The organism is Kosakonia sp. H7A, from assembly GCF_003028445.1.
GTDB classification, from domain to species: Bacteria; Pseudomonadota; Gammaproteobacteria; order Enterobacterales; family Enterobacteriaceae; genus Kosakonia; species Kosakonia radicincitans.
Genome location: NZ_PYTZ01000011.1, coordinates 1 through 18,719, shown reverse-complemented (window position 1 = coordinate 18,719; position 18,719 = coordinate 1). Strand labels below are relative to the sequence as shown.

Genomic DNA, 18,719 nt, shown 5'->3' with positions numbered 1-18,719 from the left:
TATGTTAACGCTTATTCCCACTCTTCCAGGAAACGCTGTCCGTACTGGTCAGCGACCAGCAGTGCGGCATAGACCTGATCCGGCGTTGCGCCGCCTGGCATGTTGTGGATGGTTTCACCTTCCGCACAGGCTGCTTCGGCAACGATGCGCATCTTCGCCGGAATATCCGTTTTGATATCCAGTTGCGCCAGCGTGATCGGCAGACCAACGTTGTGGCACAGCGCTGCAACCGTTTCGATCTCATCCAGCGGCGCGTTTTCCAGCACCAGTTGCGTCAACGTACCGAACGCCACTTTCTCACCATGATAGTAGTGGTGCGCGTCGGCAAGGGCGGTTAAACCGTTGTGGATGGCATGCGCAGCCGCCAGACCGCCGCTCTCGAAGCCAACGCCGCTCAGATAGGTATTCGCTTCCACCACGCGCTCCAGCGCAGGCGTTACCACATGCTGTTCAGCCGCGAGCATGGCTTTTTCACCCTCTTCCAGCAGCGTGTTGTAGCACAGCTCGGCCAGCGCCAGCGCAGATTGTGTGCTTTGCCCGCCGGCCATGGTTTTTGCGCCGCTGCGTGAGCAGGCGCGGGCTTCAAACCAGGTGGAGAGCGCATCGCCGATCCCCGCAGCCAGCAGCCGCGCCGGTGCGCCGGCAACGATTTTGGTATCGACAATCACGCGGTTCGGGTTGTTGGGAAGTAACAGATAGCGATCGAATTCACCGTTGTCAGTGTAGATAACCGAAAGCGCGCTGCACGGCGCGTCGGTGGAAGCGATTGTCGGCGCAATTGCCACCGGAACGTGCATGAAGTGCGCCAGTGCTTTGGCGGTATCCAGTGTTTTCCCGCCGCCAATACCGAGCACTGCGCCACAGTGAGCGTTTTCCGCAACGCCGCGCAGCCGGTCAATTTCATTTTGTGAACACTCGCCGCCGAATGGCACAACTTCACAGGCCAGCCCGGCATCCGCCAGACTTTTTTGCAGCGTTTCCTGGGCAAAACCAAGCACAAATTTATCGCCCACGACCAGCCAGCGATCGGCCAGCGGTTTGAGATAGTCGCCGAGACGGGTGATGACGTCTGCACCCTGGATGTACTTACCTGGCGACTGGATGATGCGATCCATATATTGCCTCCTTACAGGTTGAGGTTGCCAAAAGCCGTTTTCCAGTCCTGCTCAAACTTCTCTATTGCTGACTCTACTGCGGGCGTATTGAGCATTTGTTGCGCTACATCTAATGGCAGCGTGATTGCTTCACATCCGGCGAGCAGGCAGTCGAGTGCCTGACGCGGCGTTTTGAAGCTGGCGGCCAGCACTTTGCTTTGCGGCGCGTGGAGTTTCAGCAGCGTTTGCAATTCCTGCACCATGCGAATGCCATCGCCGCCCTGGGCATCAACACGGTTGACATAAGGCGCAACATATTTTGCTCCGGCAAGGGCAGCGAGTAAGCCCTGCGCGGCGCTGTAGACAGCGGTGCCGAGGGTGACGATATTCTCTTTTTTCAACTGTTTGATGGCGGCAAGGCCTTCCGCTGTGACCGGGATTTTTACCACGATGCCGGGAAAGGCGCTGTTGAAGCGTCTGGCTTCAGACACCATGCCCTCCGCGTCGCGGCTCATCACCTGCGCAAACAGCGTTCCGTCCGGGCCGATGGCGTTTTGCAGACGCGGCAACACATCCCATATCGGCGTTTTCCCGGCGGCAATAATGCTGGGGTTGGTGGTGACACCCGCGAGCGGATAAATTCGCGCCAGGCGTTCAACTTCCGCCACGTTGGCGGTGTCCAGATAGAGTTCCATCGTGCTTCCTCGTATAACGTTTCTGACCTCAGCATACGAGCGCTTGCCACGCGGTCGCCATATAACAAATCTGCCAAACACTGGACAAATGTAAGCTCCACGGCGAATTGAGATTTGGCTCACAAGTTGCGCTGTATCACGATGAAACGCGGGGTGTCAGGCCTTTTCTGCGCAGCGTGATGCGATTTTTAACGTATAAAAATCCAGTGTCGCAGGCTCAATCCTGTTTTTCGCTGAGATGGCTGTGGTACTGCTGACGGTATTCGGAGGGGGAACGTTCGGTATTTTTACGGAACAGGCGGCAGAAGTAGTTACTGTCTACAAAACCGCAGGTGTGCGCGACTTCTTTGATTTTTAAGTCGTAGCCCTTGAGCAGCGTTTTGGCATGCTCCAGCCGGGTGTGATTGAGGTATTCGTTAAAACCGAGACTGCCGGTTTTCTGGAACAGGTGCGAAAGATAATTGGGCGAGATGTAAAACGCCTGCGCCACTGATTCGCGCGTGAGCGGCTTGGCGTAATGTTCGTCGATATAGCTGCGAATGGCTTCGAACAGTGCTTCGCTGCGGGAAGCGGTCTGGATATGGCTACCGAGCAGATCGTGGCAGTGGCTGAGCAGGCTGGTGACAATCAGCCGTGCGGTTTGCTGTTCGCGCGGCTGCATTTGCATTTCATGCAGTGTCTGCAGCAGGAACGAACCCACGCGCGGACCGCGGCGTGCGACATGTTGTTTCGCCAGGTTTTGCAGGGTTTCGCCATTCCACTGATTCACGGTAAAGCTCAGTTGCTGCTTGCCGAACAGTACGCTTAAGGTGCTGGCCGGCGCCTGCCATTGCTGCCAGTTCCAGCCGCCAGCCGGAATATACAGAACGTCATGTTGCGTCATCAACGGTGCTTCCCCGGCGATCCCGACATCCATGAGCGACCCTTCCAGCACAATTTCCAGACGTGGAAAATCGACCTGACAGGCCAGCGCAGGCGCACTACCGGTGACTCCGGCAAAACAGACCTGACGCAGCGGCAGCGGGCCGTTGATCAGGCGGGAGATGAGATGGCTGACGTCGTGGCTCATGCTTTCCCTTCCGTGACAGGCGAAGGAACAACCTTAGCTGGCGACATAAAAAAAGGCCACAGCAAGTGTGGCCTTTTGCGATGCGGGGAGAAAATTAGCCCGTGTTACGCATGCCTGCTGCAACACCCGCAATGGTCACCATCAACGCTTGTTCTACACGCTCGTCCGGCGTTTCACCGGCTTCTTCGGCCAGACGCGAACGGTGCAGCAGCTCGGCCTGCAAGACGTTCAGCGGGTCGGTGTAGATGTTACGTAACTGGATGGATTCGGCGATCCACGGCAGATCGGCCATCAGGTGGGAGTCGTTGGCAATTGCCAGTACCACATTGATATCCGCCTGCAGCAGTTTACGCAACTCGCTGCCCAGCCCCCACAGTTCCGGTTTTACCAGACGCTGATCGTAGTATTCCGCCAGCCACAGGTCGGCTTTGGAGAAGACCATCTCCAGCATGCCAAGGCGGGTTGAGAAGAATGGCCAGTCGCGGCACATTGCTTCCAGTTCGCTCTGTTTACCATCTTCCACTACTTTCTGTAACGCCGCGCCTGCGCCCAGCCAGGCCGGAAGCATCAGGCGGTTCTGCGTCCAGGCGAAGATCCACGGAATAGCACGCAGCGACTCGACGCCGCCGGTCGGACGGCGTTTCGCCGGACGTGAGCCGAGCGGCAGTTTACCCAGTTCCTGCTCCGGTGTTGCCGAACGGAAATAGGGAACGAAATCTTTGTTTTCGCGCACGTAGCCACGGTACATCTCACAGGAGCTCTCTGACAGTGCGTCCATAATGTGGCGCCACTGTGGTTTAGGTTCCGGCGGCGGCAGCAGGTTCGCTTCCATAATGGCGCTGGTATAAAGCGACAGGCTGCTGATAGTGACTTCCGGCAGACCGTATTTAAAGCGGATCATTTCGCCCTGTTCGGTCACGCGCAGACCGCCTTTCAGGCTACCTGGCGGTTGAGAGAGCAGCGCCGCATGCGCTGGCGCGCCACCGCGACCGATAGAGCCGCCGCGGCCGTGGAACAGCGTCAGTTCGATGCCGGCTTTCTCACAGGTTTTGATCAGCGCATCCTGAGCCTGGTATTGCGCCCAGCTTGCGGCCATTACGCCCGCGTCTTTCGCCGAGTCGGAATAGCCAATCATCACCATCTGTTTGCCCTGGATAAAGCCGCGATACCAGTCGATATTCAGCAACTGGGTCATTACGTCGTCGGCATTGTTGAGGTCATCCAGCGTTTCAAACAGCGGCGCAACTGGCAGGGCAAAGCCGATACCGGCTTCTTTCAGCAGCAGATGAACGGCCAGCACATCGGACGGCGTTTTGGCCATGGAGATCACATAGGCGGCGATGGAACCGCGCGGCGCTTCGGCGATCACCCGGCAGGTGTCCAGCACTTCGCGGGTCTCGTCGCTTGGCTCCCACTGGCGCGGCAGCAGCGGACGTTTGGAATTCAGTTCGCGGATCAGGAATGCCTGTTTGTCCGCTTCCGACCAGCTTTCGTAATCGCCGATGCCGAGATAGCGGGTCAGTTCGCCCAGCGCTTCGGTATGTCGGGTACTCTCCTGACGAATATCGATGCGCACCAGCGGCACGCCGAAACTCTTCACGCGGCGTAATGTATCGAGCAGCTCACCATTGGCGATAATGCTCATACCGCAGGCTTGCAGCGATTTATAACAGGCGTATAGCGGCTCCCACAGTTGCTCATTTTGCGTCAGCAAACCGGCAGGCTTCGGCAGTTTTTGTCCCTTCAGACGCGCTTCCAGCCAGGCCTGAGTCGCCATCAGGTCGGAACGCAATTTTTTCATCAGATAACGGTACGGCTCGCGTGCGCCTTCTGCGCCTGCCAGCCCACGCAGTTCATCGGTGCATTCGACCATCGACAGCTCGGAGATCAGCAACTGAATATCTTTCAGGAACAGATCGGTCGCTTTCCAGCGGCTGAGCAGCAGCACATGGCGAGTGATGTCGGCGGTGACGTTCGGGTTGCCATCGCGGTCGCCGCCCATCCACGAGGTAAAGCGCACCGGTACAAAATCAACCGGCAGCTTGTAATTGAGGTGCTCTTCCAGCTGTTCGTTCAGTTCGCGCAGGTAATTCGGCACGCCTTCCCACAGGCTGTTTTCCACGACCGCGAAACCCCATTTGGCCTCATCAACCGGGCTTGGGCGATTGCGGCGGATTTCGTCGGTATGCCAGGACTGAGCAATCAACTGGCGCAGACGGCGCATTAACTGGTGGCGTTCGTAGTCGGCGATATCGCTGTTATCCAGTTGTTTCAGGCAGTTGTTCACTTCCACCATTTTGTGGATCAGCGTACGGCGGGTGATCTCGGTTGGGTGGGCGGTCAGCACCAGTTCCAGCGACAGCGATTCAACAGCTTTAATGATGGTGGCTTCGTTGAGATTGGGTTGGTCTTTCAGCTTTTTGATAGTGCGGGCAATCACTTCCGGGTTGCTGGCCGCTTCGCCTTTGGCAGAAATGCTGTGGTACTGCTCAGCGGTGTTCGCAAGATTCAGGAACTGGCTGAAAGCGCGCGCCACTGGCAGCAGTTCGTCATTAGACAGATTCTGCAAGGTGGTGAGCAGTTCCTGACGGCTGGCTTCATTACCGGCGCGAGAAGATTTGGACAGCTTACGGATTGTTTCTACCCGGTCGAGAATATTCTCGCCGAGAGCATCCTTGATGGTATCTCCCAGCAGTTTGCCGAGCATACTGACATTACTACGCAAAGCGGAATATTGTTCGTTCATGTTACCCCAGACACCCCATCTCATTTTATTTTGTTATATCTGCCGTCGCGCAGATATAAGACACCGCCTTTTATAAAGCCACGTAAAACCCACTACGTCAATTGCTGCGAAATCGCTTCAGCAAACGAATAAATGGCGTCAATTTACGAAATTTAATTCGCTTTCTGCCAAATAAGAAATGCTTATGAGATTGTGACATTTGTCACCCTTTCGCGCGCCTAAAAACCCCTTCCGTAGAGGGGTTATTGGCGGGGGAAAGGACGATCAGTGCCAGCAGAAATGATGGACAACCTGGGTAATAAGTTCGCGCGTTGGCTTAATAAAGCGAGTTTCCAGATATTCATCCGGCTGATGAGCCTGATTAATTGAGCCCGGACCGAGCACCAGCGTTGGACACAGCGTCTGAATAAAGGGCGCTTCGGTACAGTAATTCACCACTTCGGTTTCAACGCCGAGCAGTTTTTCCACCACGCTCACCAGTTGGTGATCCGGCGGGCACTCGTAGCCCGGAATGGGCGGATGCAGTTCAGAAATGGTCAGACGGCCCGGCCAGCGGGAACTGACCGGCTCCAGCGCCTCATTCAGCAACCCATTCAGATCGTTCAGCGTCATGCCCGGAAGCGGGCGAATATCCATATGCAGTTCGCAACAGGCGCAAATACGGTTCGCCGCATCACCACCATGAATATGCCCCAGGTTCAGCGTCGGGTACGGTACGGTGAACGCCGCATAGTGATAACGCTCTTTCAGGTTGTCACGCAGTTGCAGAATATGGCCAATGGCATCGTGCATCAGTTCGATAGCGTTGACGCCGCGCGCCGGATCGCTGGAGTGGCCGGACTGTCCGAGGATACGAATCGCGTTGGAGATATGGCCTTTATGCGCGCGCACCGGTTGCAGGGAGGTTGGCTCGCCGATGATGGCGCAATCCGGACGCAGCTGCGTATTTTCGGAAAAATAACGCGCGCCCGCCATGCTGGTCTCTTCATCGGCGGTGGCGAGAATGTAGAGCGGTTTGCTCAGCTTTGTCACATCGACGTCACGCAGCGCATCAAGAATGAAGGCAAAAAAGCCTTTCATGTCGGCGGTGCCGAGGCCGTAGAGTTTGTTGTCATGTTCGGTCAGCGTGAAGGGATCGCGCGTCCAGCGCCCGTCATCAAACGGCACGGTATCGGTGTGGCCGGTCAGCAGCAGGCCGCCCGCGCCCGTTCCGGCACTGGCGAGCATATTGAATTTATTGCGCGTGCCTGGCACCGGCTGCACTTCAACAGTGAAACCGAGATCGCCAAACCATCCTGCCAGCAGATTGATTAAAGACGCATTGCTCTGATCCAGCGCTTCTTCCGTTGCGCTGATTGATGGAGTGGCAATCAGGGCGCGGTAAATCTCGATAAATGGCGGCAAATTCATTTTCATTGTTGACATACCTGAGTTCGTGATAGTATCAATATTCATGCACTAAATGTGAATAAAAATACATTAATGCTGAGCGTAAGGGAACCCAAAAGGCGACTTGCTCAGCAACGTGGGAGGGATGCTGAGTCTTTCCCTGGCACACATGACGTAAGAAGGTAAACCGCCCCAATGTTGAACACATTAATTGTGGGCGCCAGCGGTTACGCCGGCGCAGAGCTAGTGACCTATGTAAATCGCCATCCTCATATGAACATAACCGCTTTGACGGTTTCTGCGCAAAGTAATGATGCAGGAAAGTGTATCTCCGATTTACATCCGCAGTTGAAAGGCATTGTCGATCTCCCGTTGCAGCCGATGTCCGACATCACTGAGTTTCTTGATGGCGTGGACGTCGTTTTCCTGGCGACGGCACATGAAGTGAGCCACGACCTGGCACCGGTTTGCCTGGCTGCAGGCTGTGTGGTGTTCGATCTCTCTGGCGCGTTCCGCGTTAACGATCCCGCGTTCTACGAAAAATTCTATGGCTTCACCCATCAGCACGCCGATTTACTCGCGCAGGCGGTTTACGGGCTGGCGGAGTGGAACCACGATAAACTGAAAGAAGCGAAATTAATTGCCGTGCCGGGTTGCTACCCGACGGCAGCGCAGCTCTCGCTGAAACCGTTGATCGATGCCGGTCTGCTCGATCTGAACCAGTGGCCGGTGATCAACGCGACCAGCGGCGTGAGCGGCGCCGGGCGTAAAGCGGCGCTCTCCAATAGCTTCTGCGAAGTGAGCCTGCAACCTTACGGCATTTTTAACCACCGCCATCAGCCGGAAATTGCCACACATCTTGGCACGGACGTGATTTTCACGCCGCATCTGGCGAGCTTCCCGCGCGGCATTCTGGAAACTATCACCTGCCGCCTGAAGCCTGGCGTTACGCAGGCACAGATCGCCGATCTGTTCAAACAGGTTTACGGTAACAAGCCGCTGGTACGTCTGTATGACAAAGGCGTTCCGGCGCTGAAAAACGTGGTCGGTCTGCCGTTCTGCGATATTGGTTTCGCCGTTCAGGGCGAGCATCTGATTGTGGTCGCCACGGAAGATAACCTGCTGAAAGGCGCGGCGGCACAGGCGATGCAGTGTGCAAATATTCGTTTCGGCTATGCTGAAACCCAGTCACTTATTTAAGACAGGCGTGATGATGAATCCATTAATTATTAAGCTCGGTGGTGTACTGCTGGACAGTGAAGAAGCGCTGGAGCGTCTGTTTACGGCGCTGGTGCAATATCGCGAATCTCATCAGCGCCCGTTAGTCATTGTCCACGGCGGCGGTTGCGTAGTGGATGAGTTAATGAAACAACTTAACCTGCCGGTGAAGAAGAAAAACGGCCTGCGCGTGACGCCTGCCGATCAAATCGACATCATCACCGGCGCGCTGGCGGGTACCGCCAACAAAACGTTGCTGGCGTGGGCGAAGAAACACCATATCGCTTCCGTTGGCCTGTTCCTCGGCGATGGCGACAGCGTCAAGGTAACCCAGTTGGATGAGGAACTGGGCCATGTTGGTCTGGCGCAGCCCGGCTCGCCGAAACTGATTAACGCACTGCTGGAAGGTGGTTTTCTGCCGGTGATTAGCTCTATTGGCGTGACCGACGAAGGCGCGCTGATGAATGTCAACGCGGATCAGGCGGCGACTGCGCTGGCGGCAACGCTCGGCGCGGATCTGATCCTGCTCTCTGACGTGAGCGGTATTCTCGACGGTAAAGGTCAGCGTATTGCGGAAATGACAGCAGCCAAAGCCGAGCAATTGATCGCTCAGGGCATTATTACCGATGGCATGATCGTTAAAGTGAATGCTGCGCTGGATGCGGCGCGCACGCTGGGTCGCCCGGTTGATATCGCCTCCTGGCGTCATGCTGAGCAGTTACCGGCACTGTTTAACGGTACGCCGATCGGCACGCGTATTCTGGCGTAACCAATGTATGTGCCCGATGGCGGCTACGCCTTATCGGGCCTGCGTGAACTGAACCTCCAGGCCGGATAAGCGCAGCGCTATCCGGTAATGAAATTCAAGAAATTAAGGAAGCATATTATGGCACTTTGGGGCGGGCGTTTTACTCAGGCAGCGGATCAACGGTTCAAACAGTTCAACGACTCTTTGCGCTTTGACTATCGCCTGGCAGAGCAGGATATCGTTGGCTCTGTGGCCTGGTCTAAAGCGCTGGTGACGGTTGGCGTACTGACGCAGGCAGAGCAACAGCAACTGGAAGAGGCGCTGAACAATCTGTTGCAGGAAGTGCAGGCCGATCCGCAGCAGATCCTGCAAAGCGATGCGGAAGATATTCACAGTTGGGTAGAAGGCAAGCTGATCGATAAAGTCGGCCAACTGGGTAAAAAACTGCATACCGGGCGTAGCCGTAATGACCAGGTCGCCACCGATCTGAAATTGTGGTGTAAAGACACCATCAGCGAATTGCTACTGGCGAACCGTCAGTTGCAGAGCGTGTTGGTGGTAACTGCAGAGAATAATCAGGATGCTGTAATGCCAGGTTATACGCACCTGCAACGTGCGCAGCCGGTGACATTTGCCCACTGGGCGTTGGCCTACGTTGAGATGCTGGCGCGTGATGAGAGCCGTCTGCAGGATTCGCTGAAACGCCTCGATGTCAGCCCGCTTGGTTGCGGCGCACTGGCGGGTACAGCTTATGAAATCGATCGCGAGCAACTGGCTGGCTGGCTGGGTTTTGCCTCGGCAACCCGCAACAGCCTGGATAGCGTCTCCGATCGCGATCACGTGCTGGAACTGCTCTCTGATGCTTCTATCGGCATGGTGCATTTATCGCGTTTTGCCGAAGATCTGATCTTCTTCAACTCTGGCGAAGCGGGTTTTGTTGAGCTGTCTGATCGGGTGACATCCGGTTCTTCACTGATGCCGCAAAAGAAAAACCCGGATGCGCTGGAGCTGATCCGTGGTAAATGCGGCCGCGTGCAGGGCGCGCTGACCGGCATGATGATGACGCTGAAAGGGCTGCCGCTGGCCTACAACAAAGATATGCAGGAAGATAAAGAAGGGCTGTTCGATGCGCTTGATACTTGGCTCGACTGCCTGCATATGGCGGCGCTGGTGCTGGACGGTATTCAGGTGAAACGTCCGCGCTGCCAGGAAGCGGCGCAGCAGGGTTATGCAAACGCCACCGAACTGGCCGATTACCTTGTCGCTAAAGGCGTGCCGTTCCGTGAAGCGCACCATATTGTTGGTGAAGCCGTGGTGGAAGCGATTCGCCAGGCGAAGCCGCTGGAAGCGCTGACGCTTGCCGATCTGCAAAAATTCAGTACGGTGATTGGCGACGATGTTTATCCTGTGCTGTCGCTGCAATCCTGCCTGGATAAACGTGCGGCGAAAGGCGGCGTATCGCCGGTTCAGGTGGCGCAGGCTATCGCCGATGCGAAAGCGCGTCTGGTGTAACCGGCAAGAAAACGCAATACCGGGCCTGGCTCTTCGCCGGGCTTTTTTACGCAAAAAAAAGCGGACACTCAGGTCCGCTAAACGTTCACGTTGGCTTTAGTTGTTCAGAGAGAAACAAAGGGTTAATCGTCTCATCACAGGGTAAGTGAGACTCCGCTTCGCTTCTGTTGCGTATTATTCAACAGAATGCTTGATAGGGATAATCGTTCGTTGCTATGCTATCTATCGCCATGAACTATCGTGGCGACGGAGGATGAATAATGAATATTCGTGATCTTGAATACCTGGTGGCGTTAGCCGAACACCGCCATTTTCGCCGGGCAGCCGACTCCTGCCACGTCAGCCAGCCAACGCTGAGCGGGCAGATTCGTAAGCTGGAAGATGAACTGGGCGTGATGCTGCTGGAACGTACCAGCCGCAAAGTGCTGTTCACCCAGGCGGGTTTGTTGCTGGTGGATCAGGCGCGCACGGTGTTGCGCGAGGTCAAAGTGCTGAAGGAAATGGCAAGCCAGCAGGGGGAAACCATGTCCGGCCCGCTGCATATCGGCTTGATCCCAACCGTTGGGCCTTATCTGTTGCCGCATATTATTCCACTGTTGCATCAAACGTTCCCGAAACTGGAAATGTATCTGCATGAAGCGCAGACGCATCAGTTGCTGGCGCAACTGGACAGCGGCAAGCTCGACTGCGCGATTCTGGCGCTGGTGAAAGAGAGCGAAGCCTTTATTGAAGTGCCGCTGTTTGACGAACCGATGCTGCTGGCGATTTATGAAGATCATCCGTGGGCGAATCGCGACTGCGTGCCGATGGCCGATTTGGCGGGTGAAAAGCTACTGATGCTGGAAGATGGCCACTGCCTGCGCGATCAGGCGATGGGTTTCTGCTTTGAAGCCGGGGCAGACGAAGATACGCACTTCCGCGCTACCAGCCTGGAAACGCTGCGCAATATGGTGGCGGCAGGGAGTGGCATCACATTGCTGCCCGCGCTGGCTGTGCCGCGTGAGCGTAAACGTGATGGCGTGGTTTACCTGCCGTGCATTAAGCCGGAACCGAAACGTACTGTCGGCCTGGTTTATCGCCCGGGGTCACCGCTGCGCAGCCGCTATGAGCAGCTGGCAGAGGCCATCCGCGGTGCAATGGATGGCCATTTCGATAACACGTTAAAACAGGCGGTTTAAACCGTTTAGCGCGGCAACCCGATAGGCTTCCGCCATTGTCGGGTAGTTGAAGGTGGTGTTAACGAAGTACTCGATCGTGTTACCGCCACCTTTCTGCTCCATAATCGCCTGGCCGATATGAATAATTTCGGCCGCGCGCTCGCCAAAGCAGTGGATCCCCAAAATTTCTTTCGTTTCGCGGTGGAACAAGATCTTCAGGGTTCCGACATTCATGCCGACAATTTGCGCCCGCGCCAGGTGTTTAAACTGCGCGCGACCCACTTCGTACGGCACTTTCATTGCGGTCAGCTGTTGCTCGGTTTTGCCGACAGAACTGATTTCCGGAATGGTGTAGATGCCGGTCGGGATATCTTCAATCAGGTGCGCTGTCGCTTCGCCTTTAATCATCGCCTGCGCGGCGATACGCCCTTGATCGTAAGCCGCTGACGCCAGGCTTGGGTAGCCAATCACATCGCCCACCGCATAAACGTGCGGCAGCGCGGTCTGGTACATGCTGTTGACCTTCAGCTGCCCGCGACCATCGGCTTCCAGACCAATGTTACTCAGCTGCAGGCTGTCGGTATTACCGGTACGGCCGTTAGCATAGAGCAGACAATCGGCTTTCAGTTTCTTGCCCGATTTGAGGTGCATGATAACGCCGTCTTCCAGCGGTTCGATACGCTCATACTCTTCGTTGTGACGGATAACGACACCGCTGTTCCAGAAGTGGTACGAGAGCGAATCCGACATCTCCTGATCGAGAAACGCCAGCAGACGATCGCGAGTGTTAATCAGGTCGACTTTGACGTTCATTCCCCGGAAGATCGATGCATATTCGCAGCCGATCACCCCGGCGCCATAGATAATGACATGGCGGGGTTCATGGTGCATATCGAGGATTGAATCGCTGTCGTAGACACGCGGATGGGTAAAATCCACATCGGCCGGATGGTAGGGGCGCGAGCCGCAGGCGATAACAAACTTCTCTGCGGTGATCGTTTCTACCGTGCCGTCGTGGCACTCCAGCGCCAGCGTGTGGTCATCAATAAAGTGGGCGTTGCCTTCAAGAATTTCGCAACGGTTACGCTCATAAAAGCCCTGACGCATGCGGGTTTGCTGATTAATCACGCTCTCTGCGTGGTTCAGAATATCAGCAAAAGAGGAGCGGAGGAGGCGGCTATGGTCGCTGTAGAGAGGGTTTTGGTTGAATTCGATAATGCGGCTAACGGCATGGCGCAACGCTTTCGAGGGGATGGTTCCCCAGTGCGTACAGCCGCCGCCGACGTTATGGTAACGCTCAACAACCGCGACCCGTGCTCCTTGTTTAACCAGACCCATAGCTGCGCCTTCGCCGCCTGGGCCGGAGCCTATTACAATTGCATCATAATCGTAGGAATGTGGCATGGTAAGGCTTACCTGTTCTTATACATAAAAACAACAGAATACTAACATTAAAGCCACGATATCCCAATTATCGTTGTGCTTTTTTCATGCAAAAAAGAAGAAACGCCGTGTAAATAATCGGTCACAATCCAGTACGATCAGATCGGATTTTTCTCTGGTATATTGCCAGAAAGCCCCAGGAAGGATTCAAACATAGTGATGGGTGTAAGAGCGCAACAAAAAGAGAGAACCCGGCGTTCGCTGGTGGAAGCGGCATTTAGCCAACTGAGCGCCGAGCGAAGTTTTGCCAGCCTGAGCCTGCGGGAAGTTGCCCGCGAGGCGGGTATCGCACCGACGTCTTTTTACCGGCATTTTCGTGATGTTGATGAGCTCGGTCTGACCATGGTGGACGAAAGCGGGTTGATGCTGCGCCAGTTGATGCGCCAGGCGCGCCAGCGTATTGCCAAAGGCGGCAGCGTAATCCGCACCTCGGTTTCCACCTTTATGGAATTTATTGGCAACAATCCCAACGCATTTCAGCTACTGCTGCGTGAGCGTTCCGGGACGTCAGCCGCTTTCCGCGCGGCGGTCGCGCGCGAAATTCAGCACTTTATCGCGGAACTTGCTGACTATCTCGAACTCGAAAACCATATGCCGCGCGCCTTTACCGAGGCGCAAGCCGAGGCGATGGTGACGATCGTTTTCAACGCTGGCGCAGAGGCGCTGGATGTGAGCGCTGAACAACGCCGGCAGTTAGAAGAGCGACTGGTACTGCAATTGCGGATGATTTCAAAAGGCGCCTATTACTGGTATCGCCGCGAGCAGGAAAAACTGGCGCATCAACCGACGAGTGAAGCAAAGGATGAGTAATGAAACAGTCAGGTCAAGATAAAGGTACGTTGCTGCTGGCGCTGGTTGCTGGCTTATCGATTAACGGCGCATTTTCCGCTGTGTTCAGTTCCGTGGTTCCCTTTTCTCTGTTTCCGGTTATCTCGCTGGTGCTGACGGTCTATTGCCTGCATCAGCGTTACCAGAATCGCACCATGCCAGTTGGCCTTCCGGGCCTTGCCGCCGCCTGCTTTATTCTCGGTGTGCTGCTGTACAGTACGGTCGTTCGCGCTGAATACCCGGTGATCGGCTCCAACTTCCTGCCGGCCGTGCTGTCGGTGGTGCTGGTCTTCTGGATTGGTTTCCGCCTGCGCAGTCGTAGCCGCAAACACGAAGCATCGGAGTGATTTTTCCCTCTCCTTTATGGGAGAGGGATGAGAGATTTTACTTTCTGGTCAACAGAACGCCGCACTCCATGTGGTGCGTGTAAGGGAACTGATCAAACAATGCCAGACGCGAAACGTCATGCGTCTGGCTTAATGTTCCGAGGTTTTTGCACAACGTTTCCGGGTTGCAGGAGATGTACAGAATGCGCGGATAGGCCTGCACCATTTTTTCGGTTTCCGCATCCAGCCCGCTGCGGGGCGGATCGACGAAGATCGTTTCGCACTGGTAGCTTTTCAGATCGATCCCCTGCAAACGGTTAAAGGCGCGTACGCCGTTCATCGCCTGAGTGAACTCCTCTGCAGACATACGAATGATTTGTACATTATCAATATGGTTGGCGGCGATGTTGTATTGCGCGGCGGCGACAGAAGGCTTGGCGATTTCTGTGGCCAGCACGCGGTTGAAATTGCGCGCCAGCGCCAGTGAGAAGTTGCCGTTACCGCAATACAGTTCAAGCAAATCGCCGCTGGCGTCGCGGGTGACATCCTGCGCCCATTCCAGCATCTGAATATTCATTGCCGCGTTAGGCTGGGTAAAACTGTTTTCCACCTGGCGGTAGATCATTTCTCTGCCACCGACCGGCAGGCGTTCATCGACATAATCCTGATCGAGCTCGATTTTGGTTTTTGTGGCGCGGCCAATCAGTTGCACATTCAGGTTTTGCGCCCGCAGCGCATCACGCAACTGGGTGGCGGCTTCATGCCACTCGTTATCCAGCTTTTTGTGATACAGCAGCGTCACAATCGCCTGATTGCTCATGGTGCTCAGGTAGTCAATCTGAAACAGCTTATGGCGCAGCGTGTGGTTGCCGCGCACGGCATCAATCATCACCTTCATTAACACGTTAATCAGTTCGCTGGCCGCCGGGAAGCTGTCGACGCGGATACGCGATTTTGTCTGCTGATCGAAGATGATGTGGTAGAGATCGTCCCCATCATGCCAAATCCGGAACTCGGCGCGCATGCGGTAATGGCTGACCGGCGAGCGGAACACCTCCGGAAGCGGCGCGGAAAATGGCGTCATCAGCGATTGCAGACGCACGACTTTTTCGGCCAGTTGAGCTTCGTATTGTTCTGTCGGCAGGTGTTCGGGGGTCATGATGCTTCCTGAGAGATTAAGAATAACGCGGCGATTGTAGGGATTGCTCACCGGATGTCCAGTGCTGGATGTTTTTGAAATACTCACTTAGCAGTCTGGACATCCATATGTAACCGAATGTAGCATCCGTGTTCCGGTCCTGTGAGTTAAAAGGGAACCCAGTGTAAATCTGGGGCTGACGCGCAGCGGTAAGGATTAAGGTGAGACAGCAGACACTGCCAGTGGTGGGAAGTCCTGTCTTGTTGTACCTCCAAGCCCGAAGACCTGCCGGAATACGTCGCATCTGGTAACATCATCGCGTGCTATTGATGGAACCTGCGGCATCCTTTTTATTTTGTGGATGCTCTCACAATGATTAAAAAAGCTTCGCTGCTGACGGCGCTCTCCGTCACGGCATTTTCCGGCTGGGCGCAGGATAGCAGCTCAGACAATTTGGTGGTGACAGCAAATCGTTTTCAACAATCGGCTAAAACCGTGCTGGCGCCGACCGAGGTGGTCACGCGCGAGGATATCGATCGCTGGCAATCCCGTTCACTCATTGATGTGCTACGCCGTTTACCGGGCGTGGATATCGCGCAAAACGGTGGGCTGGGGCAAACGGCGTCCGTTTATGTTCGCGGTACGGAAGCAAAACATCTGCTACTGCTGATTGATGGCGTACCGGTGGCGCGTTCAGGGATTTCGAACGATCCCGAACTCAATCAAATCCCGCTCTCGTTGGTGCAGCGCGTTGAGTATATTCGCGGGCCGCGCTCTGCAGTTTATGGCTCCGGCGCGATTGGCGGCGTGGTCAACGTCATTACGATGACGGATAGCGAGAAATCCCAGGTCAACGCCAGCATGGGCTCGAAAGGTTATCAAACCTATGACGGCACTTGGCGCCAGCGTTTTGGCGATACGATGGTGACCGCGGCAGGTTCTTATACCAGTACGCGCGGATTCAACGTGCAGCCGGATTCGACATGGGATCATGATGAAGATCGCGATGGCTACCGCAATAAAACGTTCTGGGGCAGCTTACAGCATAAGTTCGATGACCATTTTGATGGTTTCTTCCGTGGCTACAACTTCAGTAATAATGTGGATTACGATCTGGGCAGCGAGCCGTATTCGCCAGATTACAGCGCCGATGAGCGCCAGTTGTATGTTCAGGGCTGGGATACCGGGCTGAATTTCAACCAGGGGATCTACTCATCGCAGCTGCTGGCCAGCTATCAAAAAAGCAAAGACTACAACTACAGCAGCATCTATGGCCGTTATAACGATGGCACTACGCTGGATGATATGGAGCAGCGTTACATTCAGTGGGGTAACAATATTGCGGTGGGTAAAGGCTCGCTGGGCGCAGGTGTCGACTGGAAGCAGGAACGTCTGGTTTCATCTAATCAAAGCACAAGCGACAGCTACGATCGCGATAATACCGGCCTCTACCTGAACGGGATGCAGCAGTTTGGCGATGTTACGCTGGAGGCTTCCGGGCGCGAAGATAAAGATGATGCGTTCGGCTGGCACGGTACCTGGCAAACGGCTGCTGGCTGGGAGTTTGTGGAAAACTACCGCCTGACGCTCTCCTACGGCACGAGTTTCCTGGCACCTTCACTTGGCCAGCAGTACGGCGCGAAGCGCTTTGGCATTGCTTCCAATCCAGATCTGAAACCGGAAGAGTCAAAACAGTGGGAAGCGGGTGTGGAAGGATTAACCGGCCCGGTTGACTGGCGTTTGTCCGCGTACCGTTATGAGATCGATAATCTGATCACCTATAGCGATACGGCTTACTACAACATTAACGCTGCAACCATTAAAGGCGTTGAGTGGACAGGAAGCGTCGATACCGGCATCTTCTCGCATCGTGTAACCTTGCAGTACATCGATCCGCGTGATGACGAAACGAACGAAGTGCTGCCGCGCCGCTCAAAACGCCAGGCCAAGTACCAGCTCGACTGGTCCATTTTCAATGTAGATATGGATCTGGCGTGGGAATACTTCGGTAAACGCTATGACAATCGCACGTCAACTTATAACCCTGAGCAACGTGTTTTGCCGAGTTATAGTACGGTTGATCTATCTGCCTCATATCCAGTGACATCTCACCTTACAGTTCGTGGTAAAATAGCTAACTTGTTCGATAAAGAGTACGAGACAGCTTATGGCTACCAAACTGCAGGACGGGAATACACCTTGTCTGGCAGCTACACCTTCTGACGCGCGTCCCACCGTCCTGGTGTTTGACTCCGGCGTCGGTGGGTTATCCGTCTATGATGAGATTCGGCATCTCCTGCCGGATCTCCATTACATCTACGCTTTCGACAATGTCGCTTTCCCCTACGGTGAGAAAAGCGAAGAGTTTATCGTTGAACGTGTTGTCGAGATTGTTACCGCTGTTCAGGCGCAATACCCCCTCTCACTGGCTGTTATCGCCTGTAATACCGCAAGCACCGTCTCTCTTCCCGCGTTACGTGACAAATTCACCTTTCCTGTTGTTGGCGTTGTCCCCGCCATCAAACCGGCTGCACGCTTAACGGCAAACGGGATTGTGGGTCTACTGGCAACGCGCGGTACAGTGAAACGTCCTTATACGCATGAACTGATTTCGCGTTTTGCGAATGAGTGTCGTATTGAGATGCTGGGGTCGGCGGAGCTGGTCGTTCTGGCTGAGGCGAAACTGCACGGTAAGGAAGTGCCGCTTGAAGAGCTACGTCAGATCTTGCGTCCCTGGTTACGCATGAAAGAGCCTCCGGATACCGTAGTCCTGGGTTGTACGCACTTTCCGCTGCTGCAGGATGAACTGTTGCAGGTGCTGCCAGAGGGCACCCGGCTGGTGGATTCCGGTGCAGCTATTGCGCGCCGTACCGCCTGGTTGCTGGAGCATGAAGCGCCGGATGCAAAATCCGCTGGCGATAATATTGCGTACTGTATGGCGCTAACGCCTGAAACTGCGCAGTTATTGCCCGTTTTGCAGCGCTATGGCTTTAAAACGCTCGAAAAACTGGCACTTTAGGGCGTCTTTGAACAAAAAAGAGACGGTTGAAAACTTTTTTTAAATTAGGGGTTGTCAGCCGGAATTATCTCCCTATAATGCGCCTCCACTGACACGGCACAACGGCATACACACTGGCCTGTCAGGTGAAGAAATCTGAAAATAATCAGTTGACTTCACAGCGGGAAAGCGTAATATGCACACCCCGCGCCGCAGCGAAAACACAGCGGCACTGCTCTTTAACAATTTATCAGACAATCTGTGTGGGCACTCAGGTGACTGGATTCTTGATGTCTTCGGACAAAAAATGAATACCAAGTCTCACGGGTGAACACGTAATTCATTACGAAGTTTAATT

General features: G+C 54.9%; 15 protein-coding genes and 1 riboswitch. Of the genes, 8 read left to right on the top strand and 7 right to left on the bottom strand.

Going from position 1 to position 18,719, the window contains the following annotated elements:
• Positions 1 to 11: 11 nt before the first annotated feature.
• The 5 genes from CWM66_RS24480 to argE form a co-directional block, all read right to left on the bottom strand.
• The gene (locus tag CWM66_RS24480) at positions 12 to 1,115 is read right to left on the bottom strand and encodes a glycerol dehydrogenase (protein WP_007369215.1); all 1,104 of its coding nucleotides are present in this window, start codon (positions 1,113 to 1,115) and stop codon (positions 12 to 14) included.
• An 11-nt stretch (positions 1,116 to 1,126) separates the two neighbouring features.
• Positions 1,127 to 1,789: a fructose-6-phosphate aldolase gene (fsa, locus tag CWM66_RS24475; protein WP_071921769.1), complete on the bottom strand. Its 663-nt coding sequence runs from the start codon at positions 1,787 to 1,789 to the stop codon at positions 1,127 to 1,129.
• 217 nt (positions 1,790 to 2,006) lie between these two features.
• On the bottom strand, positions 2,007 to 2,858 hold the full coding sequence (locus CWM66_RS24470) for a helix-turn-helix domain-containing protein (protein WP_007369213.1): 852 nt from the start codon (positions 2,856 to 2,858) through the stop codon (positions 2,007 to 2,009).
• Positions 2,859 to 2,952: 94 nt separating this feature from the next.
• On the bottom strand, positions 2,953 to 5,604 hold the full coding sequence (gene ppc, locus CWM66_RS24465) for a phosphoenolpyruvate carboxylase (RefSeq protein WP_007369212.1): 2,652 nt from the start codon (positions 5,602 to 5,604) through the stop codon (positions 2,953 to 2,955).
• A gap of 264 nt (positions 5,605 to 5,868) precedes the next feature.
• Positions 5,869 to 7,020: an acetylornithine deacetylase gene (argE, locus tag CWM66_RS24460; RefSeq protein ID WP_007369211.1), complete on the bottom strand. Its 1,152-nt coding sequence runs from the start codon at positions 7,018 to 7,020 to the stop codon at positions 5,869 to 5,871.
• A gap of 168 nt (positions 7,021 to 7,188) precedes the next feature.
• On the opposite strand from argE, the gene argC reads away from it, so the two are divergent.
• The 4 genes from argC (at position 7,189) to oxyR (ending at position 11,649) form a co-directional block, all read left to right on the top strand.
• Positions 7,189 to 8,193 carry an N-acetyl-gamma-glutamyl-phosphate reductase gene (gene argC, locus CWM66_RS24455; RefSeq protein ID WP_107147434.1) on the top strand — a complete coding sequence of 335 codons (1,005 nt, stop codon included), beginning with the start codon at positions 7,189 to 7,191 and terminating at the stop codon, positions 8,191 to 8,193.
• A gap of 10 nt (positions 8,194 to 8,203) precedes the next feature.
• The gene (gene argB, locus CWM66_RS24450; RefSeq protein WP_090398622.1) at positions 8,204 to 8,980 is read left to right on the top strand and encodes an acetylglutamate kinase; all 777 of its coding nucleotides are present in this window, start codon (positions 8,204 to 8,206) and stop codon (positions 8,978 to 8,980) included.
• Between the two features lie 117 nt (positions 8,981 to 9,097).
• Complete coding sequence (gene argH, locus CWM66_RS24445) at positions 9,098 to 10,471, top strand: argininosuccinate lyase (RefSeq protein ID WP_007369208.1); 1,374 nt, start codon at positions 9,098 to 9,100, stop codon at positions 10,469 to 10,471.
• A gap of 260 nt (positions 10,472 to 10,731) precedes the next feature.
• Complete coding sequence (gene oxyR / locus CWM66_RS24440; RefSeq protein WP_007369207.1) at positions 10,732 to 11,649, top strand: DNA-binding transcriptional regulator OxyR; 918 nt, start codon at positions 10,732 to 10,734, stop codon at positions 11,647 to 11,649.
• Here the strand turns inward: oxyR and sthA are convergent.
• The gene (gene sthA, locus CWM66_RS24435) at positions 11,632 to 13,032 is read right to left on the bottom strand and encodes a Si-specific NAD(P)(+) transhydrogenase (RefSeq protein WP_035889188.1); all 1,401 of its coding nucleotides are present in this window, start codon (positions 13,030 to 13,032) and stop codon (positions 11,632 to 11,634) included. The genes oxyR and sthA overlap by 18 nt on opposite strands.
• Positions 13,033 to 13,227: 195 nt before the next feature.
• On the opposite strand from sthA, the gene fabR reads away from it, so the two are divergent.
• Positions 13,228 to 13,881 (top strand): HTH-type transcriptional repressor FabR, encoded by a 654-nt coding sequence (fabR, locus tag CWM66_RS24430; protein WP_035889190.1) that lies wholly within the window; start codon positions 13,228 to 13,230, stop codon positions 13,879 to 13,881.
• Positions 13,881 to 14,246 (top strand): YijD family membrane protein, encoded by a 366-nt coding sequence (locus CWM66_RS24425; protein WP_007369204.1) that lies wholly within the window; start codon positions 13,881 to 13,883, stop codon positions 14,244 to 14,246. Before fabR ends, CWM66_RS24425 begins: the two co-directional genes overlap by 1 nt.
• A 37-nt stretch (positions 14,247 to 14,283) precedes the next feature.
• Here the strand turns inward: CWM66_RS24425 and trmA are convergent, their stop codons facing one another.
• Positions 14,284 to 15,384, bottom strand: coding sequence for a tRNA (uridine(54)-C5)-methyltransferase TrmA (trmA, locus tag CWM66_RS24420; RefSeq protein ID WP_035889192.1), 1,101 nt, complete (start codon positions 15,382 to 15,384; stop codon positions 14,284 to 14,286).
• 117 nt (positions 15,385 to 15,501) lie between these two features.
• A riboswitch (cobalamin riboswitch) is annotated at positions 15,502 to 15,671 on the top strand.
• A 64-nt stretch (positions 15,672 to 15,735) separates the two neighbouring features.
• Here trmA and btuB point away from each other — a divergent pair.
• Both btuB and murI read left to right on the top strand, forming a co-directional pair.
• The gene (gene btuB / locus CWM66_RS24415) at positions 15,736 to 17,586 is read left to right on the top strand and encodes a TonB-dependent vitamin B12 receptor BtuB (protein WP_007369202.1); all 1,851 of its coding nucleotides are present in this window, start codon (positions 15,736 to 15,738) and stop codon (positions 17,584 to 17,586) included.
• Entirely contained in the window at positions 17,531 to 18,382 is an 852-nt protein-coding gene (murI, locus tag CWM66_RS24410) for a glutamate racemase (protein ID WP_071921772.1), read from the top strand. Before btuB ends, murI begins: the two co-directional genes overlap by 56 nt.
• Positions 18,383 to 18,719 lie beyond the last annotated feature (337 nt).